This window comes from Sphingomonas sp. BL2, assembly GCF_056680015.1.
Window position 1 is genome coordinate 1,012,829 of sequence record NZ_CM155261.1, and the last position, 23,936, is coordinate 1,036,764.

Annotated in this window: 22 protein-coding genes; 12 read left to right on the forward strand and 10 right to left on the reverse strand. The window is 66.2% G+C overall.

The window, feature by feature from the left end; genetic code table 11:
• The first annotated feature begins 59 nt into the window (after nt 1-59).
• Complete coding sequence (locus tag AC1ME3_RS04560; RefSeq protein ID WP_480955038.1) at nt 60-1,451, forward strand: DUF418 domain-containing protein; 1,392 nt, start codon at nt 60-62, stop codon at nt 1,449-1,451.
• A gap of 11 nt (nt 1,452-1,462) precedes the next feature.
• Here the strand turns inward: AC1ME3_RS04560 and AC1ME3_RS04565 are convergent, their stop codons facing one another.
• A complete protein-coding gene (locus tag AC1ME3_RS04565) occupies nt 1,463-2,461 on the reverse strand; it encodes a ligase-associated DNA damage response exonuclease (protein WP_480955039.1) in 999 nt (332 codons plus the stop codon).
• Nucleotides 2,462-2,553: 92 nt separating this feature from the next.
• On the opposite strand from AC1ME3_RS04565, the gene lepB reads away from it, so the two are divergent.
• Complete coding sequence (lepB, locus tag AC1ME3_RS04570; protein ID WP_480955040.1) at nt 2,554-3,492, forward strand: signal peptidase I; 939 nt, start codon at nt 2,554-2,556, stop codon at nt 3,490-3,492.
• A 91-nt stretch (nt 3,493-3,583) separates the two neighbouring features.
• Here the strand turns inward: lepB and AC1ME3_RS04575 are convergent, their stop codons facing one another.
• A complete protein-coding gene (locus AC1ME3_RS04575) occupies nt 3,584-4,189 on the reverse strand; it encodes a hypothetical protein (protein ID WP_480955041.1) in 606 nt (201 codons plus the stop codon).
• 91 nt (nt 4,190-4,280) lie between these two features.
• Between AC1ME3_RS04575 and AC1ME3_RS04580 the strand changes: the two genes are divergently transcribed.
• The 3 genes from AC1ME3_RS04580 to AC1ME3_RS04590 all read left to right on the forward strand — a co-directional run bounded on the left by AC1ME3_RS04580 (nt 4,281) and on the right by AC1ME3_RS04590 (nt 9,376).
• Complete coding sequence (locus AC1ME3_RS04580) at nt 4,281-6,704, forward strand: ligase-associated DNA damage response DEXH box helicase (protein WP_480955760.1); 2,424 nt, start codon at nt 4,281-4,283, stop codon at nt 6,702-6,704.
• 203 nt (nt 6,705-6,907) lie between these two features.
• Nucleotides 6,908-7,906 carry an aspartyl protease family protein gene (locus tag AC1ME3_RS04585; RefSeq protein WP_480955042.1) on the forward strand — a complete coding sequence of 333 codons (999 nt, stop codon included), beginning with the start codon at nt 6,908-6,910 and terminating at the stop codon, nt 7,904-7,906.
• Nucleotides 7,907-7,966: 60 nt separating this feature from the next.
• The gene (locus tag AC1ME3_RS04590; RefSeq protein ID WP_480955043.1) at nt 7,967-9,376 is read left to right on the forward strand and encodes a M20/M25/M40 family metallo-hydrolase; all 1,410 of its coding nucleotides are present in this window, start codon (nt 7,967-7,969) and stop codon (nt 9,374-9,376) included.
• A 199-nt stretch (nt 9,377-9,575) separates the two neighbouring features.
• Here AC1ME3_RS04590 and AC1ME3_RS04595 read toward each other — a convergent pair whose 3' ends face one another.
• Nucleotides 9,576-11,549 carry a potassium transporter Kup gene (locus AC1ME3_RS04595; RefSeq protein ID WP_480955044.1) on the reverse strand — a complete coding sequence of 658 codons (1,974 nt, stop codon included), beginning with the start codon at nt 11,547-11,549 and terminating at the stop codon, nt 9,576-9,578.
• Nucleotides 11,550-11,674: 125 nt separating this feature from the next.
• Here AC1ME3_RS04595 and pdeM point away from each other — a divergent pair, with 125 nt between their 5' ends.
• Nucleotides 11,675-12,337 carry a ligase-associated DNA damage response endonuclease PdeM gene (gene pdeM, locus AC1ME3_RS04600; RefSeq protein ID WP_192975211.1) on the forward strand — a complete coding sequence of 221 codons (663 nt, stop codon included), beginning with the start codon at nt 11,675-11,677 and terminating at the stop codon, nt 12,335-12,337.
• Nucleotides 12,338-12,493: 156 nt separating this feature from the next.
• Here the strand turns inward: pdeM and msrA are convergent, their stop codons facing one another.
• The 4 genes from msrA to pabB all read right to left on the reverse strand — a co-directional run bounded on the left by msrA (nt 12,494) and on the right by pabB (nt 16,725).
• Entirely contained in the window at nt 12,494-13,153 is a 660-nt protein-coding gene (msrA, locus tag AC1ME3_RS04605; protein ID WP_480955045.1) for a peptide-methionine (S)-S-oxide reductase MsrA, read from the reverse strand.
• A gap of 64 nt (nt 13,154-13,217) precedes the next feature.
• Nucleotides 13,218-13,367: a hypothetical protein gene (locus AC1ME3_RS04610; protein ID WP_165895481.1), complete on the reverse strand. Its 150-nt coding sequence runs from the start codon at nt 13,365-13,367 to the stop codon at nt 13,218-13,220.
• Between the two features lie 347 nt (nt 13,368-13,714).
• Nucleotides 13,715-14,914 carry a pyridoxal phosphate-dependent aminotransferase gene (locus AC1ME3_RS04615; RefSeq protein ID WP_480955046.1) on the reverse strand — a complete coding sequence of 400 codons (1,200 nt, stop codon included), beginning with the start codon at nt 14,912-14,914 and terminating at the stop codon, nt 13,715-13,717.
• Nucleotides 14,915-14,964: 50 nt separating this feature from the next.
• Complete coding sequence (pabB, locus tag AC1ME3_RS04620; protein ID WP_480955047.1) at nt 14,965-16,725, reverse strand: aminodeoxychorismate synthase component I; 1,761 nt, start codon at nt 16,723-16,725, stop codon at nt 14,965-14,967.
• Nucleotides 16,726-16,805: 80 nt separating this feature from the next.
• On the opposite strand from pabB, the gene AC1ME3_RS04625 reads away from it, so the two are divergent.
• The gene (locus AC1ME3_RS04625; protein WP_480955048.1) at nt 16,806-17,483 is read left to right on the forward strand and encodes an MBL fold metallo-hydrolase; all 678 of its coding nucleotides are present in this window, start codon (nt 16,806-16,808) and stop codon (nt 17,481-17,483) included.
• Nucleotides 17,484-17,748: 265 nt separating this feature from the next.
• Here the strand turns inward: AC1ME3_RS04625 and AC1ME3_RS04630 are convergent, their stop codons facing one another.
• Together AC1ME3_RS04630 and AC1ME3_RS04635 are read right to left on the reverse strand one after the other, a co-directional pair.
• The gene (locus AC1ME3_RS04630) at nt 17,749-19,374 is read right to left on the reverse strand and encodes a M28 family metallopeptidase (RefSeq protein ID WP_480955049.1); all 1,626 of its coding nucleotides are present in this window, start codon (nt 19,372-19,374) and stop codon (nt 17,749-17,751) included.
• Nucleotides 19,371-19,814: an MAPEG family protein gene (locus AC1ME3_RS04635; RefSeq protein ID WP_480955050.1), complete on the reverse strand. Its 444-nt coding sequence runs from the start codon at nt 19,812-19,814 to the stop codon at nt 19,371-19,373. Before AC1ME3_RS04635 ends, AC1ME3_RS04630 begins: the two co-directional genes overlap by 4 nt.
• 237 nt (nt 19,815-20,051) lie before the next feature.
• Here AC1ME3_RS04635 and rpmF point away from each other — a divergent pair, with 237 nt between their 5' ends.
• The 5 genes from rpmF to AC1ME3_RS04660 all read left to right on the forward strand — a co-directional run bounded on the left by rpmF (nt 20,052) and on the right by AC1ME3_RS04660 (nt 23,132).
• Nucleotides 20,052-20,231 (forward strand): 50S ribosomal protein L32, encoded by a 180-nt coding sequence (rpmF, locus tag AC1ME3_RS04640; RefSeq protein ID WP_056054400.1) that lies wholly within the window; start codon nt 20,052-20,054, stop codon nt 20,229-20,231.
• Nucleotides 20,232-20,272: 41 nt separating this feature from the next.
• A complete protein-coding gene (gene plsX / locus AC1ME3_RS04645; RefSeq protein WP_480955051.1) occupies nt 20,273-21,301 on the forward strand; it encodes a phosphate acyltransferase PlsX in 1,029 nt (342 codons plus the stop codon).
• Nucleotides 21,298-22,266, forward strand: a complete 969-nt coding sequence (locus tag AC1ME3_RS04650; RefSeq protein ID WP_480955052.1) for a beta-ketoacyl-ACP synthase III — start codon at nt 21,298-21,300, stop codon at nt 22,264-22,266. The genes plsX and AC1ME3_RS04650 overlap by 4 nt, the downstream gene beginning before the upstream one ends.
• Before the next feature lie 94 nt (nt 22,267-22,360).
• Nucleotides 22,361-22,660, forward strand: coding sequence for an integration host factor subunit alpha (locus AC1ME3_RS04655; protein WP_056063634.1), 300 nt, complete (start codon nt 22,361-22,363; stop codon nt 22,658-22,660).
• 112 nt (nt 22,661-22,772) lie between these two features.
• Nucleotides 22,773-23,132 carry a MerR family transcriptional regulator gene (locus AC1ME3_RS04660; RefSeq protein WP_480955761.1) on the forward strand — a complete coding sequence of 120 codons (360 nt, stop codon included), beginning with the start codon at nt 22,773-22,775 and terminating at the stop codon, nt 23,130-23,132.
• Nucleotides 23,133-23,200: 68 nt separating this feature from the next.
• Here the strand turns inward: AC1ME3_RS04660 and AC1ME3_RS04665 are convergent, their stop codons facing one another.
• Complete coding sequence (locus tag AC1ME3_RS04665) at nt 23,201-23,716, reverse strand: Ros/MucR family transcriptional regulator (protein ID WP_056490139.1); 516 nt, start codon at nt 23,714-23,716, stop codon at nt 23,201-23,203.
• Nucleotides 23,717-23,936 lie beyond the last annotated feature (220 nt).

The window sequence follows — 23,936 nt, forward strand, 5'->3', positions numbered from 1 at the left end:
TTGCCTTTCGTCGCGATAGGCCTAGCGTCGGGCCTGTCATCTCGGGGGGGCCCAGAACGATGTACGACCAAGCCACACGCGACTTAGGCGCTCCGGCAGCCGAACCAACAATATTGCAGGCGACGGAACCCGATGGCGCGCCGCGTATCGCGGTTCTCGACATCCTCCGGGGGATCGCGATCCTGGGCATCTTGTTCATGAACATCAACGACATGGGCGGCTCGCTCTGGGCAGTGTTCGGCGATTTCCGGAATCTCGGCTGGACCCAGGCTGATCAGGTCGCGTGGTGGCTCCGCGAAGTGATCGCGAACGGCACCGCGCGCTGCATGCTCGAACTGCTGTTCGGCGCGGGAATGGTGATCCTCACCGATCGCGCGGCGCTCAGCCTCGGCAAGCGCGTCGTGATGAAGCGCTATTATCTGCGCAACGTGCTGTTGTTGGGGTTCGGCATCGTCCACCTCTTCATCCTGTTGTGGCCGGGCGACATCCTCCACAGCTACGCGATCGCCGCGTTGGCCGCGTTCCTGTTCCGGCGCATGCGCCCGCGCTGGCTGATCACGATCGGGCTGGTCGCCGCCGTCGCGCAATTCGGTGGTGCAGGATATTTCGCCTATTACCAGCCGCTGCAGGAGCGATCGCAGGTAGCCGCGGTCAGCAAGGCGCTTGCGGCAGGTCGACCGGTAACCGCGGACGATCGAAAACTGCTCGCCAAGGCCGCAACCGACGACGCCAAGCGCGCGAAGAGCAAGGCCGAAAGCCATGCGAGGATCGTCGCGGAGGACAAGGCGCGTACCGGCAGCTTTGCGACATGGGCCGCGATGCAGTGGAGCGTCACGGTCACGCTCCAGTCGCAGGGGTTCGAGCTGATCGTCTTCTGGGAAGCCGTCAGCGTCATGCTGATCGGGGCCGCACTCTACAAGCTCGGCATCCTGCAAGGCTTGCGATCGCGCAGCTTCTACCTGCGCATGACGCTGTTCGCCTATGCGGTCGCTATCCCACTGCGGATCGTCGGCGCGATCGAGCAGACGCGGTTCGACGATGCGCCGAAGACAATGTGGGCAACCGTTGAAGTCGCGCGCGAGGCGATGACTCTCGGCCATGTCGGTGCGGTATGCCTGCTGCTCGGCACGGGGTTCGGTGCCAAGCTGTTACGACCTTTCATTGCCGCCGGGCGGACTGCGCTGTCGATTTACATCCTCCAGACGATCGTCTGCCTGTGGATACTGTTTCCGCCGTTCGGCCTGGCATTGTACGGCACGCTGGGCTGGGCTGGGCTCATGGCGACCGCGCTGGCGATCAACATCGCGTTGTTGCTGCTCGCCAACGCCTATGTGCGGCGGTTCGATATCGCCCCGGTGGAGTGGGCATGGCGCTCGCTGGTGGAGGGACGCGCGCTGCCGTGGCGCAAGGCGACGTTGCCGCCCTTCTCCGGAGAATTACGCCCGGCGTGAGGCAGGAGGGCTCAGTCGTCCTCGTCCTCGAACCCCACCAGTGCGAGCGCGCGTGCCTTGATCTGGCGGGTCATGCACCAGTGGACCAGCGCATCCTCGCGGCCGTGCGTGACCCACACCTCGCGAGGCGCGATCTCGGTCAGCGTGGTGATGAGTTCGTCCCAGTCGGCGTGATCGCTGAGGATCAGCGGCAGCTCGACATTCTTCTGGCGCGCCCTCCCCCTCACCCGCATCCAGCCGCTCGCCATCGCGGTGATCGGATCGGGCAGCCGCCGCGACCAGCGATCGTTGAGCGCGCCGGGCGGGCACATCACGACGTGTCCCGCCATGTCCGCCTTCTTCGCATCGGCGACCGGCAGGAGTTCGCCGAGCCTGACGCCTTGCTCCGCGTACAGGTCGCAGAGACGTTGCAACGCGCCGTGGATGTAGATCGGTGCTTCATGACCGCGCTCGCGCAATTCGGCGATCACGCGTTGCGCCTTGCCGAGCGCGTAGGCGCCGACGACGACGCAGCGATCGGGGTTGGCGTGAAGGGCCGCGATCAGCTTGTCGATCTCGTCGCCGGTGTCGGGGTGGCGGAAGACCGGCAGGCCGAACGTGGCTTCGGTGATGAAGACGTCGCATTTGACGGGTTCGAACGGGGTGCAGGTCGGGTCCGCGCGGCGTTTGTAATCCCCCGAAACGACGATCCGCTCGCCGCGATAGTCGAGCACGATCTGAGCGGAGCCAAGGACGTGGCCGGCGGGGACGAAGCCGATATCCACCTCTCCCATGCGGATCGTCTCGCCGTATGCGACCGGGTTGCCGGCTTGCGGGCCGTAGCGCGCATCCATGATCGCGAGCGTCTCGGGTGTGGCCCAGACGGCTTCGTGGCCACCGCGGGCATGATCGGCATGGCCGTGCGTGACGAGGGCCTTGGCAGTCGGGATCGAGGGGTCGATCCAGGCGTCGATCGGCTTGACGAGAATGCCGTGCGGATGCGGTTCGAGCCAGTCGCCGAGTTTTGCCATGCCAGTACTACGCGTGAACCGGGTCCGCGGTGCCAGCATTGCCGAACGCACCGTATCCCGTACGATGTGCGCGCTCACCGGGGGGATGTCGCATGAACGATACGATAGAAGACCCGGTCGACCGGCGAAGCCTGCCAGCACGGGTAGGAGTCGCCGCGCTTAACCTGATCCTGCCCGGACTTGGGCTGATCCGCGTCGGAGATCGGCGCGGGGCCGCGCTGACTTTCATGGCGCAGTTCGCACTCGCCGCACTTGTGACGTTCGGGTTGGGGCACCTTCTCATCTCAGGTTACGGTGTCGCGGTAGCGGCGCTGGTGCTGGTCATCGCGTTGTTCGGTGCCGTTTACGTCGTGCCGATCATGCTCACATGGCGCAAGAGCAGGCTTCGCGGTCCCACGCGTTGGTGGTCGCGCTGGTATGCGCTGGCGCTGATCGTCGTGGTCGTGCTGGGCCTTTGGGAACGCGTGCCGCCGATGATGCACCATTTCTACAAGCCGTTCTACGCACCGTCCGACAGCATGGCGCCGACGATCGGCAGCGGTGACAAGTTCGTCGTCGACATGCGCCGGCGTGGGCCGCCAAGTCGCGGCGACGTGATCGTCGTCCAGGCGGCCGACAGCGTCCGCGTCAGTCGGATCGCGGCGATCGAGGGTGACAGGATCGCGATGCGCGCTGGCCTGCCGATCGTGAATGGGGTCCCGGTCGCGCAGCATGCAGAAGGCAGGATGATGGTCGACGATATCGAAGGCCAACATCCTGCAACGATTCTAACGGAACGCCTGCCGGGAGAGCGCTCCAGCAATCGCATACTCGACACGGATACGTCGCTGTTCGACGACACGCGCGAGGTCACCGTCCCGCCGGGCCATGTCTTCGTGCTCGGCGACAATCGCGATCGCTCGGCTGACAGTCGCGTGCCGCTCGAGCAACAAGGCGTCGGGATGGTGCCGACGACGACGATCATCGGCCGCGCTATGTACCTGTATTGGAGCAGCAATCGCGCGAAGATCGGCGATCGGCTCGACCGCTAGACGGTACGAGCCCCCGAGCTTGCTCCCGTGTTCCAAAGCGGAAGTACCTGCGGAATGCCGCCGGTTTCAGATCCCAGCGACGGGCGCCGGATCAGCGGCGGCGGCCTATTTTAATCGTCGCGACGATCGCGTCCATCTGGACCGCGGCTACCGCCTGGGTCGGCGCGTTGCGTGCCGGCGCTGCTGCCGCCTTGACCGCGTAGGTGACGCGGTCGATCACGTAGCAGGTGCCGTCGACGACGGTGCGCAGGTTCGTCGCGTTGACCTGTTGGCTCATCCCCGCGTCGCCGTTGGCATATACCGTCCAGCGGTGACCGCCGAGCATCCGGTTGGGCAGGCGCCGACCGCTTCCCGACTTCAGCCCCGCGGTGCCGCAGGTCGCGACGACCGCGGCGCTGCGGCTGAAACCGACCTGCACCATTTCTGTGACCTGGCCTTGGCCATCGCTCGGCTTGGCAACCTGCCAGAAACGGACGATGCCGACGCCGCGACCGACCGGGCTGCCGTCCCAGATCTGGCGCCAACCGGCGTTCATCAATGCGCGGCCGGCGAAGTTGCGCGTCGGGGTGAGCGCCGACGGGTAGGACAGCCGGACCATACCGCCGGCCCCAAGGAAGGACTTGGTCGCGGCGCTGGCGTTGGCGAAGGGAAGAAAAGCGAGCAGTGGCAGTGGCAGCAGAAAGCGAAGAAGCGTCACCGATCGTCTTTCATATAGAGAGGCTTGGCAGTGTGCCGGCCGTTTGCGCCGCGTCCATAGCGGTGCGGCGCAACGCCCCCATATGACGATGATGCGTGAACAGGCCGTGAGCGACCTCCCCCCTCCCCTCGAAAACTGGTTCGCGTCGCGCGGGTGGCGGCCGCGTCGGCATCAGCTGGAGATGCTGATCGAGGGGCGTGCGGGGCATCATGCGCTGCTGGTGGCGGCGACCGGCGCGGGCAAGACGCTGGCCGGGTTCCTGCCGACGCTTGCCGAGCTGACCGAGGCGCCGACGACGGGTCTCCACACGCTCTACGTCTCGCCGTTGAAGGCGCTCGCGGTCGACGTGCAGCGAAACCTGCTGACGCCGATCGACGAGATGGGTGTCGATATCCGCGTCGAGACGCGCACCGGCGATACGCCCTCCGACCGAAAGGCGCGGCAACGAATCAAGCCGCCGCAGATCCTGCTCACTACGCCTGAATCGCTGTCGCTGCTACTCAGCTACCCGGACAGCATCACGATGTTCGAAAACCTCCGCACGATCGTCGTCGACGAAGTGCACGCGTTCGCGACCGGCAAGCGCGGGGACCTGCTGTCGCTTTGCATGGCGCGGCTTCAGAAGATTTCGCCGGGGATGCGCCGCGTTGCGCTGTCGGCGACGGTCGCTGATGCCGACGGCTATCGCGCGTGGCTCGCGCCTGACGGCGATATCGACCAGGTCGCGATGGTCCGCGGCGAGGCGGGTGCGGATCCCAACATCGCGATCCTGCTGCCCGAGGGCCGCGTGCCGTGGTCGGGGCATTCGGGGCGCTATGCCGCCGCGCAGGTGATGGCCGAGATCGAAGCGCACGAGACCTCGATCGTGTTCTGCAACACGCGCAGCCTGGCCGAGCTCATCTTCCAGGATCTTTGGAAGGTGAACTCGGGCAACCTCCCGATCGGCGTCCACCACGGCAGCCTCGCGAAAGAGGCGCGGCGCAAGGTCGAGAACGCGATGGCCGAGGGGAAACTGCGCGCGCTGGTCGCGACGTCGAGCCTCGACTTGGGCGTCGACTGGGGCAATGTCGATTGCGTGATCCAGATGGGCGCGCCGAAGGGATCGTCGCGGCTGTTGCAGCGGATCGGGCGCGCGAACCACCGGCTCGACGAATCGTCGCAGGCGATCGTCGTGCCGGGAAACCGGTTCGAGTATCTGGAGGCCCGCGCGGCGCTCGACGCGGTCGACGCGGGCGAGCTCGATGCAGACATCTTCCGCGTCGGGGCGCTCGACGTGCTGGCGCAGCACGTGATGGCGTGCGCGTGCGCGGCACCGTTTCGCGAGGCGGACCTGCTCGATGAGATTCGCTCTGCGCTCCCCTACTCCGCGCTGCCGACCGAGACTTTCGAGCGCGTGCTGCACTTCATCAGCGACGGCGGGTATTCGCTGAAGGCGTATGACCGGTTCAAGCGGCTGACGAAGGACGCGGACGGGACGTGGCGCGTCAGCCATCCCAAATTCATCGGCCAGCATCGGCTGAACGCAGGCATCATCGTCGAGGCGACGATGCTCAACGTGCGGTTCGGCAATGGCCGCGTGCTGGGACGGGTCGAGGAGGCGTTCGCGGCGCAGTTGAGTCACGGCGATACGTTCTTCTTCGCCGGATTGAGCCTGGAGGTGATGAAGATCGACCTCGAGGATCTGGTCGTGCGCGCGACGTCGAAGCCCGCGCGCATCCCGACTTATGGCGGCAGCCGGATGCCGCTGTCGACCAACCTCGCCGACCGCGTCCGCGGGTTCCTCGCGCATCCGGGCGACTGGGCGCGCTTCCCCGACGACGTGCGCGAATGGCTGGAGATGCAGGCGTATCGATCGGTGATGCCCGAGCCCGGCCAACTGCTGGTCGAGACGTTCCCGCGCGAGGGGCGGCATTACATGGTCGCGTACAGCTTCGAGGGGTGGAACGCGCACCAGTCGCTCGGCATGCTGATCACCCGGCGGATGGAGACGCAGGGGCTCAAACCGCTCGGCTTCGTGGCCAATGATTACGCGCTGGCGGTGTACGGGCTGGAGAAGATCGTCGATCCTGCGTCGCTGTTCTCGGCGGATATCCTCGAGCATGAGTTCGTCGAATGGGTGCAGCAATCGCATCTGCTCAAGCGCGCGTTTCGCGAGGTCGCGGTGATCGGCGGGCTGGTCGAGCGCCAGCATCCGGGGAAGCGCAAGACCGGCAAGCAGGTGACGTTCTCGACCGACCTAATCTACGACGTGCTGCGCAAGTACGAGCCGACGCATCTGCTGCTGGAGGCAGCGTGGGCGGACGCGCGGGCGCGCATGACCGATGTCGGGCGGCTGGCGTCGCTGCTCGACCGTGCCGCGGCGACGATGGTGCATGTCGACCTGGAGCGCGTGACGCCGCTCGCGGTGCCGGTGCTAACGCTGATCGGGCGCGAGAAGATCTCGACGAACAGTTCGGACGACGCGCTGCTGATCGAGGCGGAGGCGATGATCGCCGACGCGATGCGGCCGGATTGAGGGGCGCCTCACCCCACCCAAACACACCACCCCGGCGGAGGCCGGGGCCCAATTGGGGGACGCTGCTAACGAAGGTCAGCTTGCAGTTATTGCCACCTTTCCAACTGGGCCCCGGCCTCCGCCGGGGTGGTACGGTTTATAGCGTCGTCCGTTCCTAACAACGACCGTTGCGTATCCACCAAATCGGGCGCAGCATTTGCAGTATGCACAAGTGGCTAGCCCCTCTACTGCTAGCCATTGCCGCCCAGGCTAGCGCTCAGGACGCGGCCTCTCCACGCCCCAATGCTGCACCTCCGTCCAGCGCAGCATCCGCAGCAGAACCCGACCCCGCCACGCTCCTGTTCGGCGACGACCAGGCCCGCATGACGGTGCCGGTCACGATCGCCGGCGCAGGACCGTTCGCGTTCGTCGTCGATACCGGCGCCCAGCGGACCGTCATCGCGCGCGAACTTGCAGCAACGCTCGGCCTCGCGCCAGGCCGCATCGTCCGCGTGACCGGCATGACCGGATCGAGCGCTATCGGCACCGTCGTCATCCCCTCGCTGAAGGTCAGCGTGATCGGCAGCGCGGCGATCGAGGCGCCGGCGATCGAGGCGCCGGCGATCAGCGCGATCAATCTCGGCGCGCGCGGGCTGCTCGGAATCGATGCGTTGCAGGCCCACGCGGTGGGAATCGACTTCGACACCAACACGATGACCGTCACACCCTCGCGCAAACGGCAGAGCCGCGAGCGCGCGAGGCCAGACGAGATCGTCATCCGGGCGCGCAGCCTGTTCGGGCAGCTCGTCGTTACCGACGCCTATTGCAACGGCATCCGCATCCGCGTGATCCTCGACACCGGCACCTCGGTCAGCATGGCCAACGGCGCACTCCGCCGGAAGGTGACGCGCAAGGGGCTGGGCAGCGCGGGGGCGTCGCAGCCCGTGTCGCTCACCGGCGTCACTGGCGAGACCGTGATCGCCGACTATACGACGATCGACCGCGTCACGATCGGCAGCCTGACACTCGGCGACCTGCCCGTGGCGTTCACCGCAGTCGATGCACCGCCGTTTCGCCTGTTCGGTCTTGCCGAGCGGCCCGCGATGCTGCTCGGGATGGACGTGCTGCAACTGTTCCGCCGCGTCGACATCGATTTCGCCAACCGCGAGGTACGGCTCACCTTGCCACGCGAGACGCGCCGTCGTGGCGAGCTGCGCCGCTGAGGTTGCGTCCGGGTGCGTTCGCTGCAACTCTCCCGCCGGAAACGAAAAAAGGGGACGACGATGCGCGCGACTGGCTGGCTACTCACGGCGGCAATCCTGACGACCCCGGTTACAACGGCGCTCTCCGCGCAGGCGCAGTCGCGGCCCGATCAGAAGGCGTTCCTCGGGCTCTACAAGGAACTGGTCGAGACTAACACGACGCTGTCCGCCGGCAGCTGTACGCAGGCCGCCGCGCAGATCGGCGCGCGGCTAAAGACAGCGGGTTATGCGGACGCCGACATCACCTATTTCTCGGTGCCCGAGCATCCCAAGGACGGCGGGGTGGTCGCGGTGCTGAAGGGGTCGGACGCGTCGATCAAGCCGATGCTGCTGCTTGCGCATCTCGACGTGGTCGAGGCGAAGCGAGAGGATTGGGTGCGCGATCCGTTCAAGCTGATCGAGGAAGGCGGCTATTATTACGCGCGCGGTACCGTCGACGACAAGGCGCAGGCGGCGATCTGGTCCGACGCGATGATCCGCTTCAAGATTAGCGGCTATAAGCCGAAGCGGACGATCAAGCTCGCGCTGACCTGCGGCGAAGAGACCACGTTCGCGTGGAACGGCGCGCAGTATCTGGCGAAGTCCAAGCCCGACCTGATCGCCGCCGAGTTCGCGCTGAACGAGGGCGGCGGCGGGCGGCTCGACGATAACGGCAAGCGCCAGTTGCTGGCGATCCAGGTCGGCGAGAAGGCGGCGCAGAACTATACGTTCCTGGCGACCAACCCCGGTGGGCACAGCTCGCAACCGATCCCGGAGAACGCGATCTACGAACTCGCCGACGCGGTGAAGGCAGTCCAGGGCTACGAGTTCCCGGTGAAGTTCACCGACACGACCAAGGCGTTCTTCGCGGCGAGTGCGAAGGCGATGCCGGGCGAGATGGGGGATGCGATCACCAAGCTGCTCGCGAACCCCGAGGACAAGACGGCGGATGCGATCGTCAGTCGCGACAAGGCGATGCACTCCACGTTGCGCACGACCTGCGTGGCGACGTTGCTGAACGCGGGTCACGCGGAGAACGCATTGCCGCAGCGGGCGACTGCGAACATCAACTGCCGCATCTTTCCGGGCGAGACGGTCGAGGGCACGCTCGCCAAGCTGAAGGAACTGGCGGGGGCGAAGGTGACGGTGACGGCGAACCAGCCGGTGCGGCCGACTGCGATCCCGCCGACGCTCGACCCGAAGATCATGGGGCCGGTGACCAAGGTCGCGGCGAAGCACTTCCCCGGCCTGCCGATTCTCCCACTGATGTCGACCGGCGCGACGGACGGCATTTTCTTCGAGGCGATCGGGATCCCGGTCTATGGGGCGCCGGGGGTGTTTATCGACAAGGATATGGGGGGTATTCATGGCCTCAACGAGCGGATCCGGGTGGCCTCGCTGTATGACGGTCGCGACTACCTCTTCGATCTGGTAAAGGCATTCGCGGGATGAGTGCCACGTCCCTCGCCCCTACGGGGAGAGGGAGGGAGGAGCCGCAGGCGACGGAAGGGAGAGGGGCGTGAGGCTCGAGACGGTGAGTCCCAACGCCCCCCTCCCTTCCCACGGCAAGCGCCGCGGGCCCCTTCCCTCTCCCCGGAGGGGCGAGGGAGCACGCGCTTCCCGCTTCGAAACCGTCCGCCCCGCGCTCGGCTTACACCGTGACCTGTTCGCCTAGTTCGAGCACCTTGCCTGGGGGGATCTTCAGGAAGTCCGTCGGATCGCTGGCGTTCCTTTGCAGGAAAAGGAAGATCCGGTCCTGCCAGGGCGGCATGCCCTTTTCCGCATCGGGTTTCAGCGTGTTGCGGCCGATGAAGAACGAGGTGCGCATCGGGTCGAGCCCGAGTTGCTCGGTCTTGTTGCCGACGCCGAGATCGCGGGGCACGTCAGGGGATTCCATGAAGCCGTAGGTCAGGACGACGATCGAGAAATTGTCGTCGACGCGTTCCACTTTCGCGCGCGACGCTTCGTCGACGAACGGACGGTCCGCGGTACGGATGCTGACGATCAGGTTGCGCTCGTGGAGCACCTTGTTGTGCTTGAGATTATGCAGCAGCGCACCCGGAGTCGCGTGCGGGTTGCCCGTAAGGAATACGGCCGTCCCCGACACGCGCTCGGGCGGACGCTTTTCCAACGCCGAGGCGAGATCGCTGAGCGGGATGCTCTGGCGCTTTTCGAACGCGCTGACGATCTTCTTGCCACGTACCCAGGTGAAGATGATCAGCCCGATCGCCGCGGCGATGACCAGCGGCACCCAGCCACCCTCGATTACGCGCAGGATGTTCGCGCCGAAAAAGATCAGGTCGAGCGTCAGGAACGGCAGGATCGCCGCCAGTGCGAGCGGGCGCGACCAGTTCCAACGGTGTCGGACGACGATATACGCCAGCAAGGTGGTGACGACCATCGTGCCGGTCACCGCGATGCCGTACGCCGCCGCCATCGCCGACGACGTCTTGAACTGGATCACCAGCACCAGCACGCCGATCAGCAACAGCCAGTTGATCGCCGGCAGGTAGATTTGGCCGGCGAACACGGCGGAGGTCTGGCGGATGCGCAGGCGCGGGAGCAGGCCGAGCTGGATCGCCTGCTGCGTCAACGAGAACGCGCCGGTGATGACCGCCTGGCTGGCGATGACGGTCGCGAAGCCGGCGAGGATGATCAACGCCGGTCGCAGCGATTCGGGCGCCATCAGGAAGAACCAGTCCTGATTGACGAACGGCACGCCGCGCGCCGCCGCGTCCTCGAGCCGCGACAAGGCGAACGCGCCCTGCCCGAGATAGTTGAGCGCGAGCGCCGGGAATACCAGGAAGAACCAGCCGATCCGGATCGGCAGCTTGCCGAAATGGCCCATGTCGGCGGTCAGCGCTTCGGCACCGGTGACGGTCAGGAACACCGCGCCGAGCACGAACAGCCCGGTGACGCCGTGCGTGGCGAGGAACGAGATGCCGTAGGTCGGCAGGAACACGCGGACGATCGAGGGCTCGTCGGCGATGTGCCAGATGCCGAGCGCACCGATCGCCACGAACCAGAGGATGCAGACCGGACCGAACAGCTTCGATACCTGCGCCGTGCCGCGCGACTGGATCAGGAACAGCCCGATCAGGATGCCGATCGTCAGCGCGCGGACGACGCCTTCGTTGAAAATGTGCGCCGCGCTCGGGATCGTCCGCAGGCCTTCCATCGCGGAGAGCACCGACAAGGCGGGCGTGATGATCGCATCACCGTAGAACAGCGACGCCCCCGCCGCGCCGAGCACGATCGCGATCCGCGACCGCATCCCCAGCGCGCGACGGGCGAGCGCGGCCAACGCCAGCACGCCGCCCTCGCCCTGGTTGTCGGCGCGCATCAGGAAGATGACGTATTTGACGGTGACGACGAGGAACAGCGACCAGAGCGCGAGGCTCAGCACGCCAAGGATTTCGGTCGGATCAATGCCGCCTGCGGACGTCTGGCCGAGTGCCTCGCGGAACGCGTAGAGCGGGCTGGTGCCGATATCGCCGAACACCACGCCGATCGCGCCGACGGTCAGCGCGGCGAGTGCGGGGTGCGGATGCAGATGCGCCGCTGACAGATCGCCAGGCGTTTCCGGTACAGCGGCAGTTTGGGGTGTTCCGGCGACGGACGTCATGGCGCGAAGAGCGCTCCTCCTGAGGGGACGGCGCGCTTTACGCCGATTGGGGGCATGCGCAAGCCCCACCCGGTTCGCGACGATGGCGGCTTGATTCGGTGCGGCGGGGGCGGCATGGCGGGCGGATGGTTCCCTTTTCGTTCGGCGGGCATGCGCTTCTGGCGTTGGCGCAAGGCGCGCTGTTCTGGCCGGAGCGGCGTGCGCTGCTGGTCGCCGACCTGCATTTCGAGAAGGCGAGCTGGTTCGCCAAGCGCGGCCAGATGCTGCCGCCGTATGATTCGATCGCGACGCTGGCGGATCTCACAGCGCTGGTCGCGGCAACGGGCGCGCGCGAAGTCTGGTGCCTCGGCGACAGCTTCCACGACAGCGACGGGTGCGAGCGGCTGCCGCAGCGCGCGCAGGACATGTTGCGGGCGATGACCGACGGGACTCGCTGGACGTGGATCACGGGCAATCACGATCCGGCGATCCTCGATCGGTGTGGCGGGGAAGTCGTGGACGAGGTGGTCGTCGACGGGCTGGTGCTGCGGCATGAAGCGGACCGGGCGGAGACGCGACCGGAACTGTCGGGGCATTTCCATCCGAAGCTTCGGTTGCGCGTGCGGGGGAAGCAGGTGGCGCGACGGTGTTTCGTGGCGACGGCGACGAAGCTGATACTGCCGGCGTTCGGGTCGCTGACTGGCGGGTTGGATGTGGACCATCCGGAGATCGTGCGTGCGGTTGGGGTTGGGGCGGAGGCCATGGTGCCGGTAGCGGACCGGATGCTGCGGTTTCCGGTTGCTGCCTGACGCTTGTCGCTAGTTATGTAAATAAGCACCACCCCGGCGAAGGCCGGGGCCCAATTGCAGGCGGCGTATAACGAAGGTTCGTCCGTCGTTACTGCAACCTTTCCAATTGGGCCCCGGCCTTCGCCGGGGTGGAACGCCCTTACGGCAGGTGCAGCCTCAGCTAGAAATCGTCGGGAACGCCGCGCGAAAGGCGGCTACCTTCGGCTTGTCCCACATTACCACGTACGGATGCGTCGGATTCCGGTCGTAGAAATTCTGGTGATACGCCTCGGCCGGATAGAACGCACCGGTCTCCAGCTTCGTCACGATCGGCCCGGAAAACGCATGCGTCGCGCCAAGCTGCGCGATGTACGCCCGCGCTACCTGTGCCTGCGCGGGCGACTGGGGGAAGATCGCCGAGCGGTAGCTAGTGCCGCTGTCCGGGCCCTGGCGGTTCAACGTCGTCGGGTCATGCGCGATCGAGAAATACACGCGAAGCAACGTGCCGTAGCTGACCACGCGAGGATCGTAGGCGATCTTGATCGCTTCGGCATGCTTCGTCGTCTCGGCGGAAACCTGGTCGTAGGTCGCGGTCGCCTTGGTGCCGCCGTCGTAGCCGGTCGTGACCGCCTTCACGCCCTTCACATGCTCGAACACCGCTTCCATCGTCCAGAAACAGCCGCCCGCAAGGACCGCGGTCTGGATACCGGGCGCTGCGGGAAGGTCGGTCTTGACGGCGGGGATGACGACGGCGCGGGCGCCTTGCGCGGTGCCGGTGGCAATAAAAGCACCGGCGATACCGACGGCGGCGAGCGTGGCGAGAAGCGGCTTTTTCATGTTTTGATACATGGGGTTGCGCTTGCGCTTCGCTAGGCCGTTGCCGCAGTTATCAGAAGGACGGTTATCGCGCGGTGGCGGAAACGCTATGCTCGAAATGGCTGGCGAAGGTCTGGCGAGCCTCGGCGGGCTGCAGTGCGAGCAAGCCGATGGCGCCGAGGACGAAACCGCCGCTGAACTGCCAGAAGAAACTCGACTTTACGATGCTGCGCATGATGCGATCCCAATGAAACCCGGTGATGGCGCCGACCGGATAGGTCAGCGTCAGTTACGGACCGGCATGTCGTAGAGATGCCGGCCAACCACAATGTCGTTTTTAGAAACTCTCAATTAACGCGCCGTGGCCGATGCGTTCATCGTGCAGCAGGCATCGCCCGGCAGGGTTGCCGGACGATGTCGCCGCGTGTCTCGAATGTTGCCGAAGCTTGCGATCCTCCCCCGCAAGGGGGAGGTGGCACCGAAGGTGACGGAGGGGGAGGACACGGAACCTACGTGGTCGCCTACCTCCCCCTCCGTCTGGCAAGGGCCAGCCACCTCCCCCTGGCGGGGGAGGATCAGAACTTATTTCAGTGCGGCGCAGGCCGTCTGGATACGCGTGCAGGCCTCGCGGAGCAGCGCATCGGACGTCGCATAACTGATCCGGAACGCCGGCGAGAGGCCGAACGCAGCGCCTTGCACCACGGCTACCTTGGCATCGTCGAGGAGATAGCCGACCATCGCCTCGTCGGTGTCGATCAGGCGGCCGTTCGGCGTGGTCTTGCCGATCAGCTCGGCGAACGACGGGTAGACGTAGAACGCACCCTCTGGCGTCGGGCAGTGCATGCCGTCGATCTCGTTGAGCATCGCCACGACCAGGTCGCGACGGCCCTGGAACGCGGTGTTGCGCTCGGCGAGGAACGACTGGTCGCCGTTGAGCGCGGCCACCGCCGCTGCCTGCGCGATCGAACACGGATTCGAGGTCGACTGCGACTGGAGCTTGGCCATCGCCTTGATCAGCCACGATGCGCCGGCGCCGTAGCCGATCCGCCAGCCGGTCATCGCATACGCCTTCGAGCAGCCGTTGACGGTCAGCGTGCGCTCGAACAGCTCGGGGCAGGCCTCGGCGATGGTCGCGAACTTGAAGCCGTCATAGACGATGTGCTCGTACATATCGTCGGCGAAGATCCACACGTGCGGATGCTTCGCCAGCACCGCGCCGAGCGCCTTCAGCTCGTCGATCGTGTAGCCGGCCCCCGTCGGGTTCGACGGCGAGTTGAGGATCACCCACTTGGTCTTCGGCGTGATCGCGGCGTCGAGCGCGGCGGGATCGAGCTTGTAGCCGACCTCTGGCCCTGCCTTCACGATCACCGGCACGCCACCGGCGAACTGCACGACGTCGGGATAGCTGACCCAGTACGGCGCGGGGATGACGACCTCGTCGCCCGGATCTATCGTCGCGACCATCGCGTTGAACAGGGTGTGCTTGCCGCCGACGTTCACGCTGATCTGGTCGGTGGTGTAGGTGAGGTTGTTGTCGCGCGCGAACTTGGCGACGATCGCCTGCTTCAGCTCGATCGTACCGTCGACGTTGGTGTATTTGGTCTTGCCGTCGCGGATCGCCTGGATCGCGGCCTCTTTCACGAAGTCCGGCGTGTCGAAATCGGGTTCGCCCGCGCCAAGCCCGATCACGTCGACGCCTGCGCGCTTCAGTTCGAGAACGCGCGACGTGATCGCGAGCGTCGGCGAGGGGCTGATGCGGCCGAGCGCGGCGGATGCGTGCATGGTGTAACCTTTGCGGTTGTCCGCGAACGTCGCCGCGGAATTCGCCGGCGCTATACGCTCCGCTTGGTCGAATTCGCAACCGTAACGATGGCGGGAATGAGCCCGCGGACCGCATTTCCGATGAAGAATCCGGCGGTCAGGTCGGCTCGGGTTAGCGGGGCTTCGGTTGCGCGGCCCGATTCAAGGAGGTCGGCTCGCAATATCCCGGGGAGCAGGCCATGCCGTAGCGGCGGCGTGACGAGTGCTTCGCCGCGCGGGACAAACAAGGAGGTGAAGCTGCCTTCGGTGAGGAAGCCTTCCGCGTCCTCGAACACCACCTCGAACGTCCCTGCGGCTTTCCGCGCGTCGTCGTAGAAGGCGCGGGCGCTTGTCTTGTGGCGGAGCCGGAAGTCGGTCGCGGCGACCGGCAGCGGAACGATCGCGACGGTCGCCTGCGCAGGCGAGTGCGGGAGCGGTGCTGCCTCGATCGCGATCGCGCCCGATGGGCTGAGCAACAGGCGGATGCGGCGGGGTCCGCGCAACCGAAAGGTCGCGGCCTGGAGTTCGTTGCGCGCGGTGTGGCGGTCGAAGGTGAAGCCCAAGGCCTGGGCGCTCGCCTTCATACGCGCGAGATGCGCTTCGAGGCGGGTCAGGCCGTCGTCGGGATCGAACGCCATCGTCTCGATCAGGTCGAAGCGGCGCTGGCCGGCGGTGACGAATGCGCCCTTGGCATGGCATTCGTCCCATTCGGCGTCGGCTGCGCTGTCGGCGACGATGCCGGAGCCGAGACTCATCGTCGCCGCGCCGTCCTGGATCGCCAATGTGCGGATGGCGACGTTGAAGATCGCGTCGCCGTTCGCGTCGAAACGGCCGATCGCGCCGGTGTAGATGCCGCGCGTGCGCGCGTGCTCGACCTCGGCGATGACCTCCATCGCGCGTTGCTTCGGGGCGCCGGTGATCGAGCCGCACGGGAATAGCGCGGTCAGGACGTCCACCGCGTCGCAGTCTGGTTTCAGGGTTGCGGTGACGGTCGAGGTCATCTGGTGGACGGTCGGATAGGTCTCGACGGTGAACAGGTCGGGGACCGCGACCTGGGTGGCGACGCGCGACAGGTCGTTGCGCATCAGGTCGACGATCATGAGGTTCTCGGCGCGCTGCTTGGGGTCGGCGGCGAGCGTCTCGGCGAGCGCACGGTCGGGATCGGGCGTGTCGCCTCGCGGCGCGGTGCCCTTCATCGGGCGGCAGGTTAGCGTGTCGCCGTCGAGCGCGAAGAAGAGTTCGGGGGAGAGCGACAGGAAGCGCGTCTCGCCGGTGTCGATCAGCGCGCCGTATCCCGCCTTCGCTTGACTCCGTAGCCGGGCGTAGAGCGCGAGCGGGTCGCCGACGAACGGCACGGTGGCGGCGAAGGTGAGGTTGGCCTGGTAGATGTCGCCAGCCGCGATCAGGTCGAGCACGCGCGACAGGCTCGCGTCGTAGGTGTCGCGGTCGACCATCGGCTCAGGCGCGCCGGTCCAGGCGCCGGCGGGGTCGGGGAGCAACGCGGCGACGTCTTCGGGCGTTATCGTCTGGTATTTGGCGAACAGGCCGAACCAGAGCAGCGGGCCTTCGGTGCGGACGTCGACGGGTTTCGACGCGAGTGCGGCGCCGGCTTCGTAGGTGAGATAGCCGGCGGCGTGCAGGCCCTCCGCGCGGGCGTTTCGTAACGCATCGAGCGCAGGGCGGACCTCGGCTAGCGTGTCGGCGCGGACGATCCGGACCGGGTCGCGGTACAATCGCGCCGGGGCGCCTGCCGCGCGGGCGTCATCGAGCAACACGTAGGGCGCGGTCCACATCGTCGCGACTGTTGCACGGAGCGCGAGGCAAACCGCAAGCGGCGATTGCTCCTACGGGCGCGCTATCCTATTTCGAGGGCATGACAAATCCTCCCCTCCGCGCTGCGCCCCCGCTCCGTGCTGCCATCGTGCCGGTCACGCCGATCCAGCAGAACTGCACGATCATCTGGTGCACCGCGACGATGAAGGCGGCGGTGATCGATCCGGGCGGCGACCTGCCGCGGATCATGGCGGCGGTCGAACAGGCGGGGGTCACGGTCGAGAAGATCCTGCTGACGCACGGGCATATCGACCACGCAGGCGGCGCCAAGCGGCTGTCGAACGATCTCGGCGTGCCGATCGAGGGGCCGCACGAGGCGGACCGCTTCTGGTTGCAGCGGCTCGACCAGGACGGCCCGAAATACGGAATTTCGGGGGTCAATTTCGAGCCGGACCGGTGGCTGGTCGAGGGCGACACGGTGTTGATCGGGGACCTGACACTCGATGTGTACGAGACGCCGGGGCATACCGAGGGGCATGTGATCTTCCACCACGCCCCGTCGAAGTTCGCGCAGGTGGGGGATGTGCTGTTCCAGGGCTCGGTCGGGCGATCGGACATGCCTGGGGGGAATCATGAGACGCTGGTGAAGTCGATCGTCGAGAAGCTTTGGCCGCTGGGGAGCGATACGAGCTTTATTCCTGGGCATGGGCCCGCGAGCACGTTCGCGCATGAGCGGGCGACGAATATGTTCGTTAGCGATCGGGCTTTGGCGGGGTAGCGTTGGCTTGCAACCCTAGCTGTTCCCCCGCGGAGGCGGGGGCCCAGACTCAATCAAGGGTGGTGCGCTTGGCGCTTGGCCCCTGGCCCCCCGCCTTCGCGGGGGAACAAGAACAAGCAGAAACGATACCTCTCATCACTCCACCCCGGCGAAGGCCGGGGCCCAGTTGGGGGACGAGGTTTGGCTGGCGTCGCGCTCCGTTATTGCCACCTTTCCAACTGGGCCCCGGCCTCCGCCGGGGTAGTTGCCAGCGTGAGGGCTGGTCTTACTTCCGCTCGCTTGCGCTTTCAGCCCGCACCGACTTGAACTCCGACCCGTCGCGCCACTCAGGCCACAACCGGCTGTTCGCCAGCTTCGTGCCGATCGTCTTGAACAGGTCCACGTCCTGCGCCGCACCGCGCAGGTCCCAGTCGGCGCCCCACGTGTCGCACGTTTGGTGATAGCATTTCATATACCCGTCGAGCCACGCCTGCCCCGCGGTCCGGCCGCCCTTCACCAGGTCGGGTGCGCCACTGATCGCCATCAACAGCAGCGTCGGCACGCCGCGCCGCGCGACCGAGAAGTGGTCGGCGCGGTAGAACAGCCCGCGTTCGGGGAGCGCTTCCGGCGTCACGACGCGGCCTTGCGCCTTCGCGGCATCGCCGAGCATGTCCTCGAGGCTGTGCTGGCCCGCGCCGACCAGCATGACGTCCTTTGCGGGGCCTGCGGTCTGGAGGATGTCGAGCGTCAGGTTGGCGACCGTCTTGGCGGCCGGATAGACCGGGTTCACCGCATAGGTCTCCGAGCCCAGCAGCCCGCGCTCCTCGCCGCTCCACAGTGCGAAGACGAGGCTGCGGTCGGTGCGGGGGGCCTTGGCGAAATTGCGCGCGAGTTCGAGCACGCCCGCCACGCCAAGGCCGTCGTCGTTAGCGCCGGGGCGGATCGTGCGGCCCTGCGCATCCGGCGCGCCGATGCCGTAGGCGTCCCAGTGTGCGCCGAACATCACGATTTCGTCCGCATGCTTCGTGCCCGGCAACTTGGCGAGCACATTCTGGCTCACGGCGGCGTCGTGCCTGACCGGCAGATCGGTGGTGAACGCCTGCTTAAGCGCGACCGGGCGGAAGTCGCTCCGTCGCGCCGCCTTGCGCAACGCTGCCAGGTCGAGGCCCGAGGCCGCAAACAACCGCGTCGCCGCGTCGCCTTCGAGCCAGCCCTGGAGCATCACCCGCGACTCAGGGTCTTTCCGGACGATGTCGTAATTCTCGCCGGCGGGGGCGGTGACGGTGTTCCAGCCATACCCGGCGCCCGCCGTGTCGTGAACGATGAGCGCGCCGACCGCGCCACGTCGCGCGGCCTCCTCGTATTTGTACGTCCAGCGGCCGTTATAGGTCATCCGCCGGTCGCCGAACTTGCCCTTCGCATCGTCGCCGGCGACCGCCTCGAAGTCGGGATCGTTGACGAGGAACACCGCGACCTTGCCCTTGAGGTCGAGGCCCTTGAAGTCGTCCCAGCCGCGCTCCGGCGCAGTGACGCCGTAGCCGACGAACACCATCGGTGCGCTTGCAATGGCGACGCGGTCGACGCCGCGGACGGTGCTGAGGTACACGTCACGGCCCTGCACCAGCGCGGTGTCGCCGGCGCGGACGGTGCCCGAGCCCATCCGGGTGTGGACGAGCGGCACGGGTTGCGTCCAGCTGCCGTTCGGGCCGCCGGGTTGCGCCTTCATCGCCTTGAACTGTGCGATCAGCCAGGCGATCGTCTTGGTCTCACCCGGCGTTCCGGGCGCGCGGCCTTCGAACGAGTCGGAGGCGAGCGTCTTCACGTCGGCGGACAGTCGTTCTGGCGAAACTTGCGCCACTGAAGGCGACGCGGTCAGCAGCGCGGCAGCGGTAAGATAGCGAAGCGCGCTCATGCCCGGCCACCCGACGGCACGACCTGGAAGGTCTTGGCAGTGGGCACGCTGTTCGCCTGATACGCGATCGTCAGCGCCCACCCGGCCAGCACCGCCATCAACGCCCAGGTCGCGAGTGCGCCGCCTGCCCGTGGTGCGCTCGACGTCGTCCGGTCCATCCCGAACGCGTGCGCGATTCGCGCGATCACGAAGACTGCGCCGGCGATCCACAGCCACAGCGTCGATCCACCCGCGAGCTCGATCAGTCCGATCAGGATCAGGATGAACGGCGCGTATTCGGTGAAGTTGGCGTGTGCGCGCATCCGCGCCTGCAGGCGCTGGTTGCCGTCGTCGCCGATCAGCACGCTCTCCTTCACGCGCATCGGCACGATTCGGAAGGCGAGCCACAGGTTGACGACGGCGGCGGCCGCGGCGATCGTCAGCGTTACGGGTAATATCACGGCGTTGCCCCTCGAATATCAGGTCTTTTGTCAGGCGCATGCCCTGCCACCCGAGGCCAAGGGTTGCAACGTGGGGGGCGGAAGCTTGCAACGCGGGGCGAAATCGCTATAGCGCCACGCTTCGCGAGCGTCAGGCCGCATGGGTTGCTTCAGGCGGCCGGCATTCTTGTCGGTTGCCTGTGTCCCGTGTCCGGACGTACTCGGAGCCCCGACCTTTAGATTGAACAAGGTGCCGAAATGGCCGTCCCCAAAAGAAAAACCTCGCCCTCCAAGCGCGGCATGCGCCGTGGCCACGACTCGCTCACGATCGCGTCGTTCCAGGAATGCCCCAACTGTGGCGAGCTGAAGCGTCCACACAACCTTTGCGGGTCGTGCGGTCACTATAACGGTCGCGAAATCCTCTCGATCGAGGGCTGAGGCTTCCGTCCGGAACCTCTAACTTGAACGAAGGATAAGCGATGCCCGACAGCGGCTGGATCGCGGTCGATGCGATGGGTGGCGATGACGGGCTGGCAGTGATGCTCGCCGGTGTCGCCCGCGCACGTCATCAATTCGAGGGCATGCGCTTCCTGCTGGTCGGCGACGAAGCTGCGATTCGCGAAGGGCTGAAGGCTCATCCGAACCTGTCGCAGCATTCGGAGATCGTCCACGCGCCGGAAGTCGTCGGGTCGAGCGATAAGCCGACCCAGGCGATTCGTCGTGCCAAGAAGACGTCTATGGGCATCGCGATCGATCTGGTGAAACAGGGTCGCGCCGCCGCCGCGGTGTCGTCGGGCAACACCGGCGCACTGATGGCGATGGCGAAGCTGTCGTTGCGGATGCTGCCCGGGATCGACCGGCCGGCCCTCGCGGCGCGTCTGCCGACGCTCGGCGACACCGACATGGTGATGCTCGACCTCGGTGCGAACACCGAGTGCGATGCGCGTAACCTCGTCCAGTTCGCGATCATGGGCGCCGCCTATGCGCGCACCGCGCTCGACATCCCGCACCCCCGCGTCGCGCTGCTGAATATCGGCAGCGAAGACATGAAGGGTACGGACGAGATTCGCGATGCGGCGGCTCAACTGCGCGCGACGCCGGCCGTGGACATGCAGTTCAACGGCTTCATCGAAGGTGACCGGCTGTCGCGCGGTGAAGTCGACGTCGTCGTGTGCGACGGATTCTCCGGCAACATCGCGCTGAAGACCGCCGAGGGCACCGCGCGATTCGTCGCCGACCTGCTCAAGCGTGCGTTCCGCAGCTCGGTCCGCTCGAAGCTCGGCTTCCTGATCTCGCGGCCGGCGACCGAATTGCTGCGCGATCATCTCGATCCCAACAATCACAACGGCGCGGTTTTCCTCGGGCTCAACGGCATCGTCGTGAAGAGTCATGGCGGCGCCAACGAGCGCGGCGTTGCGACCGCGATCGGCAATGCCGCCAAGATGGTCCGCAACGACCTGGTGCGACGGATCGCCGACGATCTCGGCAATGTGGAGAAGGCGGCATGATCCGGTCTGTCGTCATGGGCACGGGTTCGGCGCTGCCGAAGCGCCGCGTCTCGAACGCCGAACTGGCTGCGCAGGTCGACACCAGCGACGAGTGGATCGTCGAGCGCACCGGCATCCGCTTCCGCCACATCGCCGGCGAAGACGAGACGACCGCGACGCTGGCCGCCGACGCATGCCGCGCAGCGTTGACCGCGGCTGGGATCGAAGCCGACAGCATCGACCTGATCGTGCTCGCTACCGCGACGCCCGACCAGACCTTCCCCGCCAGCGCGACCAAGGTGCAGGCGATGCTCGGCATCAACGATTGCGTCGCGTTCGACGTGGCGGCGGTCTGCTCGGGCTTCCTGTACGCGGTCCAGGTCGTCGACAGCATGATCCGCAGCGGTGTCGCCAAGCGCGCGCTGGTGATCGGTGCCGAGACGTTCAGCCGCATCCTCGACTGGGAAGACCGGACGACCTGCGTGCTGTTCGGCGACGGCGCCGGCGCGATCGTGCTGGAGGCGCAGGATACGGCGGACGAAGGCGGTCGCGGTATCCTGACGACCAAGCTGCACGCGGACGGCCGTCACAACGAGCTTCTCTATGTCGACGGCGGCGTCTCGACGACCGGCACCGTCGGCAAGCTGCGCATGAAGGGCCGCGAGGTCTTCCGCCACGCGGTCACCAATCTGGCTTCGGTGATGACCGAGTCGCTGGCGATGGCTGGCTTGTCTTCGGACCAGGTCGACTGGGTCGTGCCGCACCAGGCGAACGCCCGCATCCTCGACGCGACCGCCCGCAAACTGGGTCTCGCGGCGGGGAAGGTGGTGGTCACCGTAGACCGGCATGCCAACACCTCGGCAGCCTCCGTGCCGCTCGCGCTCGACGTCGCGGTGCGCGATGGACGTGTCCGACAAGGCCAGATCGTCGTGCTCGAGGCGATGGGCGGCGGGTTTACCTGGGGCGCGGCGGTTATCCGCTTCTAATCTCGTAGAAAGAGATCGATTCACTTGTAGAACAAAAGTTCTTCCGGTCGCGATCCTGCTTGTGTAGAGAAGCGCCGAGACTGGGAGCTTGCGAATGACGATGACCGGTACATTGACGCGCGCCGATCTGGCCGAGTCCCTCCACCGCGAGGTAGGATTGTCGCGTGCGGATTCCTCGAAGATCGTGGAACAGATCCTTTCCGAGATGTGCGGCGCACTGTCCGAAGGCGAGAACGTCAAGATCTCGGGGTTCGGCACGTTCGTGCTCCGCGACAAGGGCGAGCGGGTTGGCCGTAATCCGAAAACCGGCATCGAGGTGCCGATCGCACCGCGCCGCGTCCTGACGTTCCGCGCGAGCCAGATGATGCGTGAGCGCATCGTCGGCGCCGACTGATCCTGTAATGCCCGATGACGCCGATACTTCCGGTGGCGATTTCACGGACGACATCGACGTAGCGGGCGATCCCGGTTCCGACGACGGCAGCACATCCATCGCTGCCGTGGGTATAGCGACGGCGGGTCCGGGCAAGGCAGGGGCTGCGTTCCGGACGATCGGCGAACTCTCGCGGGAGACCGGCCTGCCACAGCATATCCTGCGCTATTGGGAGACCCGCTTTCCCCAGCTGCGGCCGCTGCAGCGCGCGGGGAACCGGCGCTATTACCGTGCCGAGGATGCGGTATTGGTCCGGCGCATCGATACGTTGCTCAACCGCGAAGGCTATACCGTCCGCGGCGTGCAGCAATTGCTTGCGGCCGAAAAGACAACGCCGGTCACGACTGACACGATCGAGCCGGTGATACCGGCACTCCGTGCGATCCGCGCGCTTCTGGCGCAGGCGCTGGTCGAGGACGGCAGGCGCGCATAATGCGCCGTGTGTAACTGGGTATCGTAAAGGGGAGAGGGGAAGGACGGCGCCCTCCCCCCTCGCCGATCTCAATCCTCGCTGCCGAGCGTCTTCTTGGCGGCATCCAGTGCTGCCTTGCCGCCCTTGCGAACGGTCTTCACTGCGTCTTCCGACGCCTTCTCGACCGTTGCACCTGCCTTGCGACCAAGCCCGATCGACTTCGCCATCGCACGGCGCGCTTCCGAATAGGTCGCGGCGACCATCGGATAGTCGGACTTCAGGTTGAAGCGCTCGCGATACTGCTCCGGCGTCATGCCGTTGGTCGACAGGTGACGACGCAGCGTCTTGTACTTCTTGCCGTCGAGCATCGAGATGATGTGATCGGGCGATGCCAGCGACTTGCGCACCGAAACGGCTGGCTCGGACGTCGGCTGCGCCGTTGCCTCGGGCTCCGCTTCGCCATTGCCGACCAGCTTCTCAACGGCCGAATGCATAGCGACGAGGAACGCCGGCACGTCGTCGGCGGCAGTGCGCGTATTGGGGTTGGCAAGCCATGCTGCCGTCAGTTCGGCGGCGAGCTCGACTGTATTAAGTGTATCGGTCACGGTATGTCCTTGAATTCGTAATGCACCCCTGCTGGCAGGCGCCTACTATATTTGTATGAAATTGAACACCAGGTGATTAACATACGTGCATCATTACATTTTGTTCATCGTCCGACATAAATATAATCGGTTTGACTGATACTGGCTGGGCTTCGTCGCAACTTCGGCGCCACATCGTAGATGTCGGAGTAGATCATCATTTCTTTGCAACGCGCCGGAA

Coding starts and splice junctions, on each gene's coding strand:
- AC1ME3_RS04560 (WP_480955038.1), top strand. CDS start 60: ATGTACGACCAAGCCACACGCGACTTAGGCGCTCCGGCAGCCGAACCA.
- AC1ME3_RS04565 (WP_480955039.1), bottom strand. CDS start 2,461: ATGGCAAAACTCGGCGACTGGCTCGAACCGCATCCGCACGGCATTCTC.
- lepB (WP_480955040.1), top strand. CDS start 2,554: ATGAACGATACGATAGAAGACCCGGTCGACCGGCGAAGCCTGCCAGCA.
- AC1ME3_RS04580 (WP_480955760.1), top strand. CDS start 4,281: ATGCGTGAACAGGCCGTGAGCGACCTCCCCCCTCCCCTCGAAAACTGG.
- AC1ME3_RS04585 (WP_480955042.1), top strand. CDS start 6,908: ATGCACAAGTGGCTAGCCCCTCTACTGCTAGCCATTGCCGCCCAGGCT.
- AC1ME3_RS04590 (WP_480955043.1), top strand. CDS start 7,967: ATGCGCGCGACTGGCTGGCTACTCACGGCGGCAATCCTGACGACCCCG.
- AC1ME3_RS04595 (WP_480955044.1), bottom strand. CDS start 11,549: ATGACGTCCGTCGCCGGAACACCCCAAACTGCCGCTGTACCGGAAACG.
- pdeM (WP_192975211.1), top strand. CDS start 11,675: ATGGTTCCCTTTTCGTTCGGCGGGCATGCGCTTCTGGCGTTGGCGCAA.
- msrA (WP_480955045.1), bottom strand. CDS start 13,153: ATGAAAAAGCCGCTTCTCGCCACGCTCGCCGCCGTCGGTATCGCCGGT.
- AC1ME3_RS04610 (WP_165895481.1), bottom strand. CDS start 13,367: ATGCGCAGCATCGTAAAGTCGAGTTTCTTCTGGCAGTTCAGCGGCGGT.
- AC1ME3_RS04615 (WP_480955046.1), bottom strand. CDS start 14,914: ATGCACGCATCCGCCGCGCTCGGCCGCATCAGCCCCTCGCCGACGCTC.
- pabB (WP_480955047.1), bottom strand. CDS start 16,725: ATGTGGACCGCGCCCTACGTGTTGCTCGATGACGCCCGCGCGGCAGGC.
- AC1ME3_RS04625 (WP_480955048.1), top strand. CDS start 16,806: ATGACAAATCCTCCCCTCCGCGCTGCGCCCCCGCTCCGTGCTGCCATC.
- AC1ME3_RS04630 (WP_480955049.1), bottom strand. CDS start 19,374: ATGAGCGCGCTTCGCTATCTTACCGCTGCCGCGCTGCTGACCGCGTCG.
- rpmF (WP_056054400.1), top strand. CDS start 20,052: ATGGCCGTCCCCAAAAGAAAAACCTCGCCCTCCAAGCGCGGCATGCGC.
- plsX (WP_480955051.1), top strand. CDS start 20,273: ATGCCCGACAGCGGCTGGATCGCGGTCGATGCGATGGGTGGCGATGAC.
- AC1ME3_RS04650 (WP_480955052.1), top strand. CDS start 21,298: ATGATCCGGTCTGTCGTCATGGGCACGGGTTCGGCGCTGCCGAAGCGC.
- AC1ME3_RS04655 (WP_056063634.1), top strand. CDS start 22,361: ATGACGATGACCGGTACATTGACGCGCGCCGATCTGGCCGAGTCCCTC.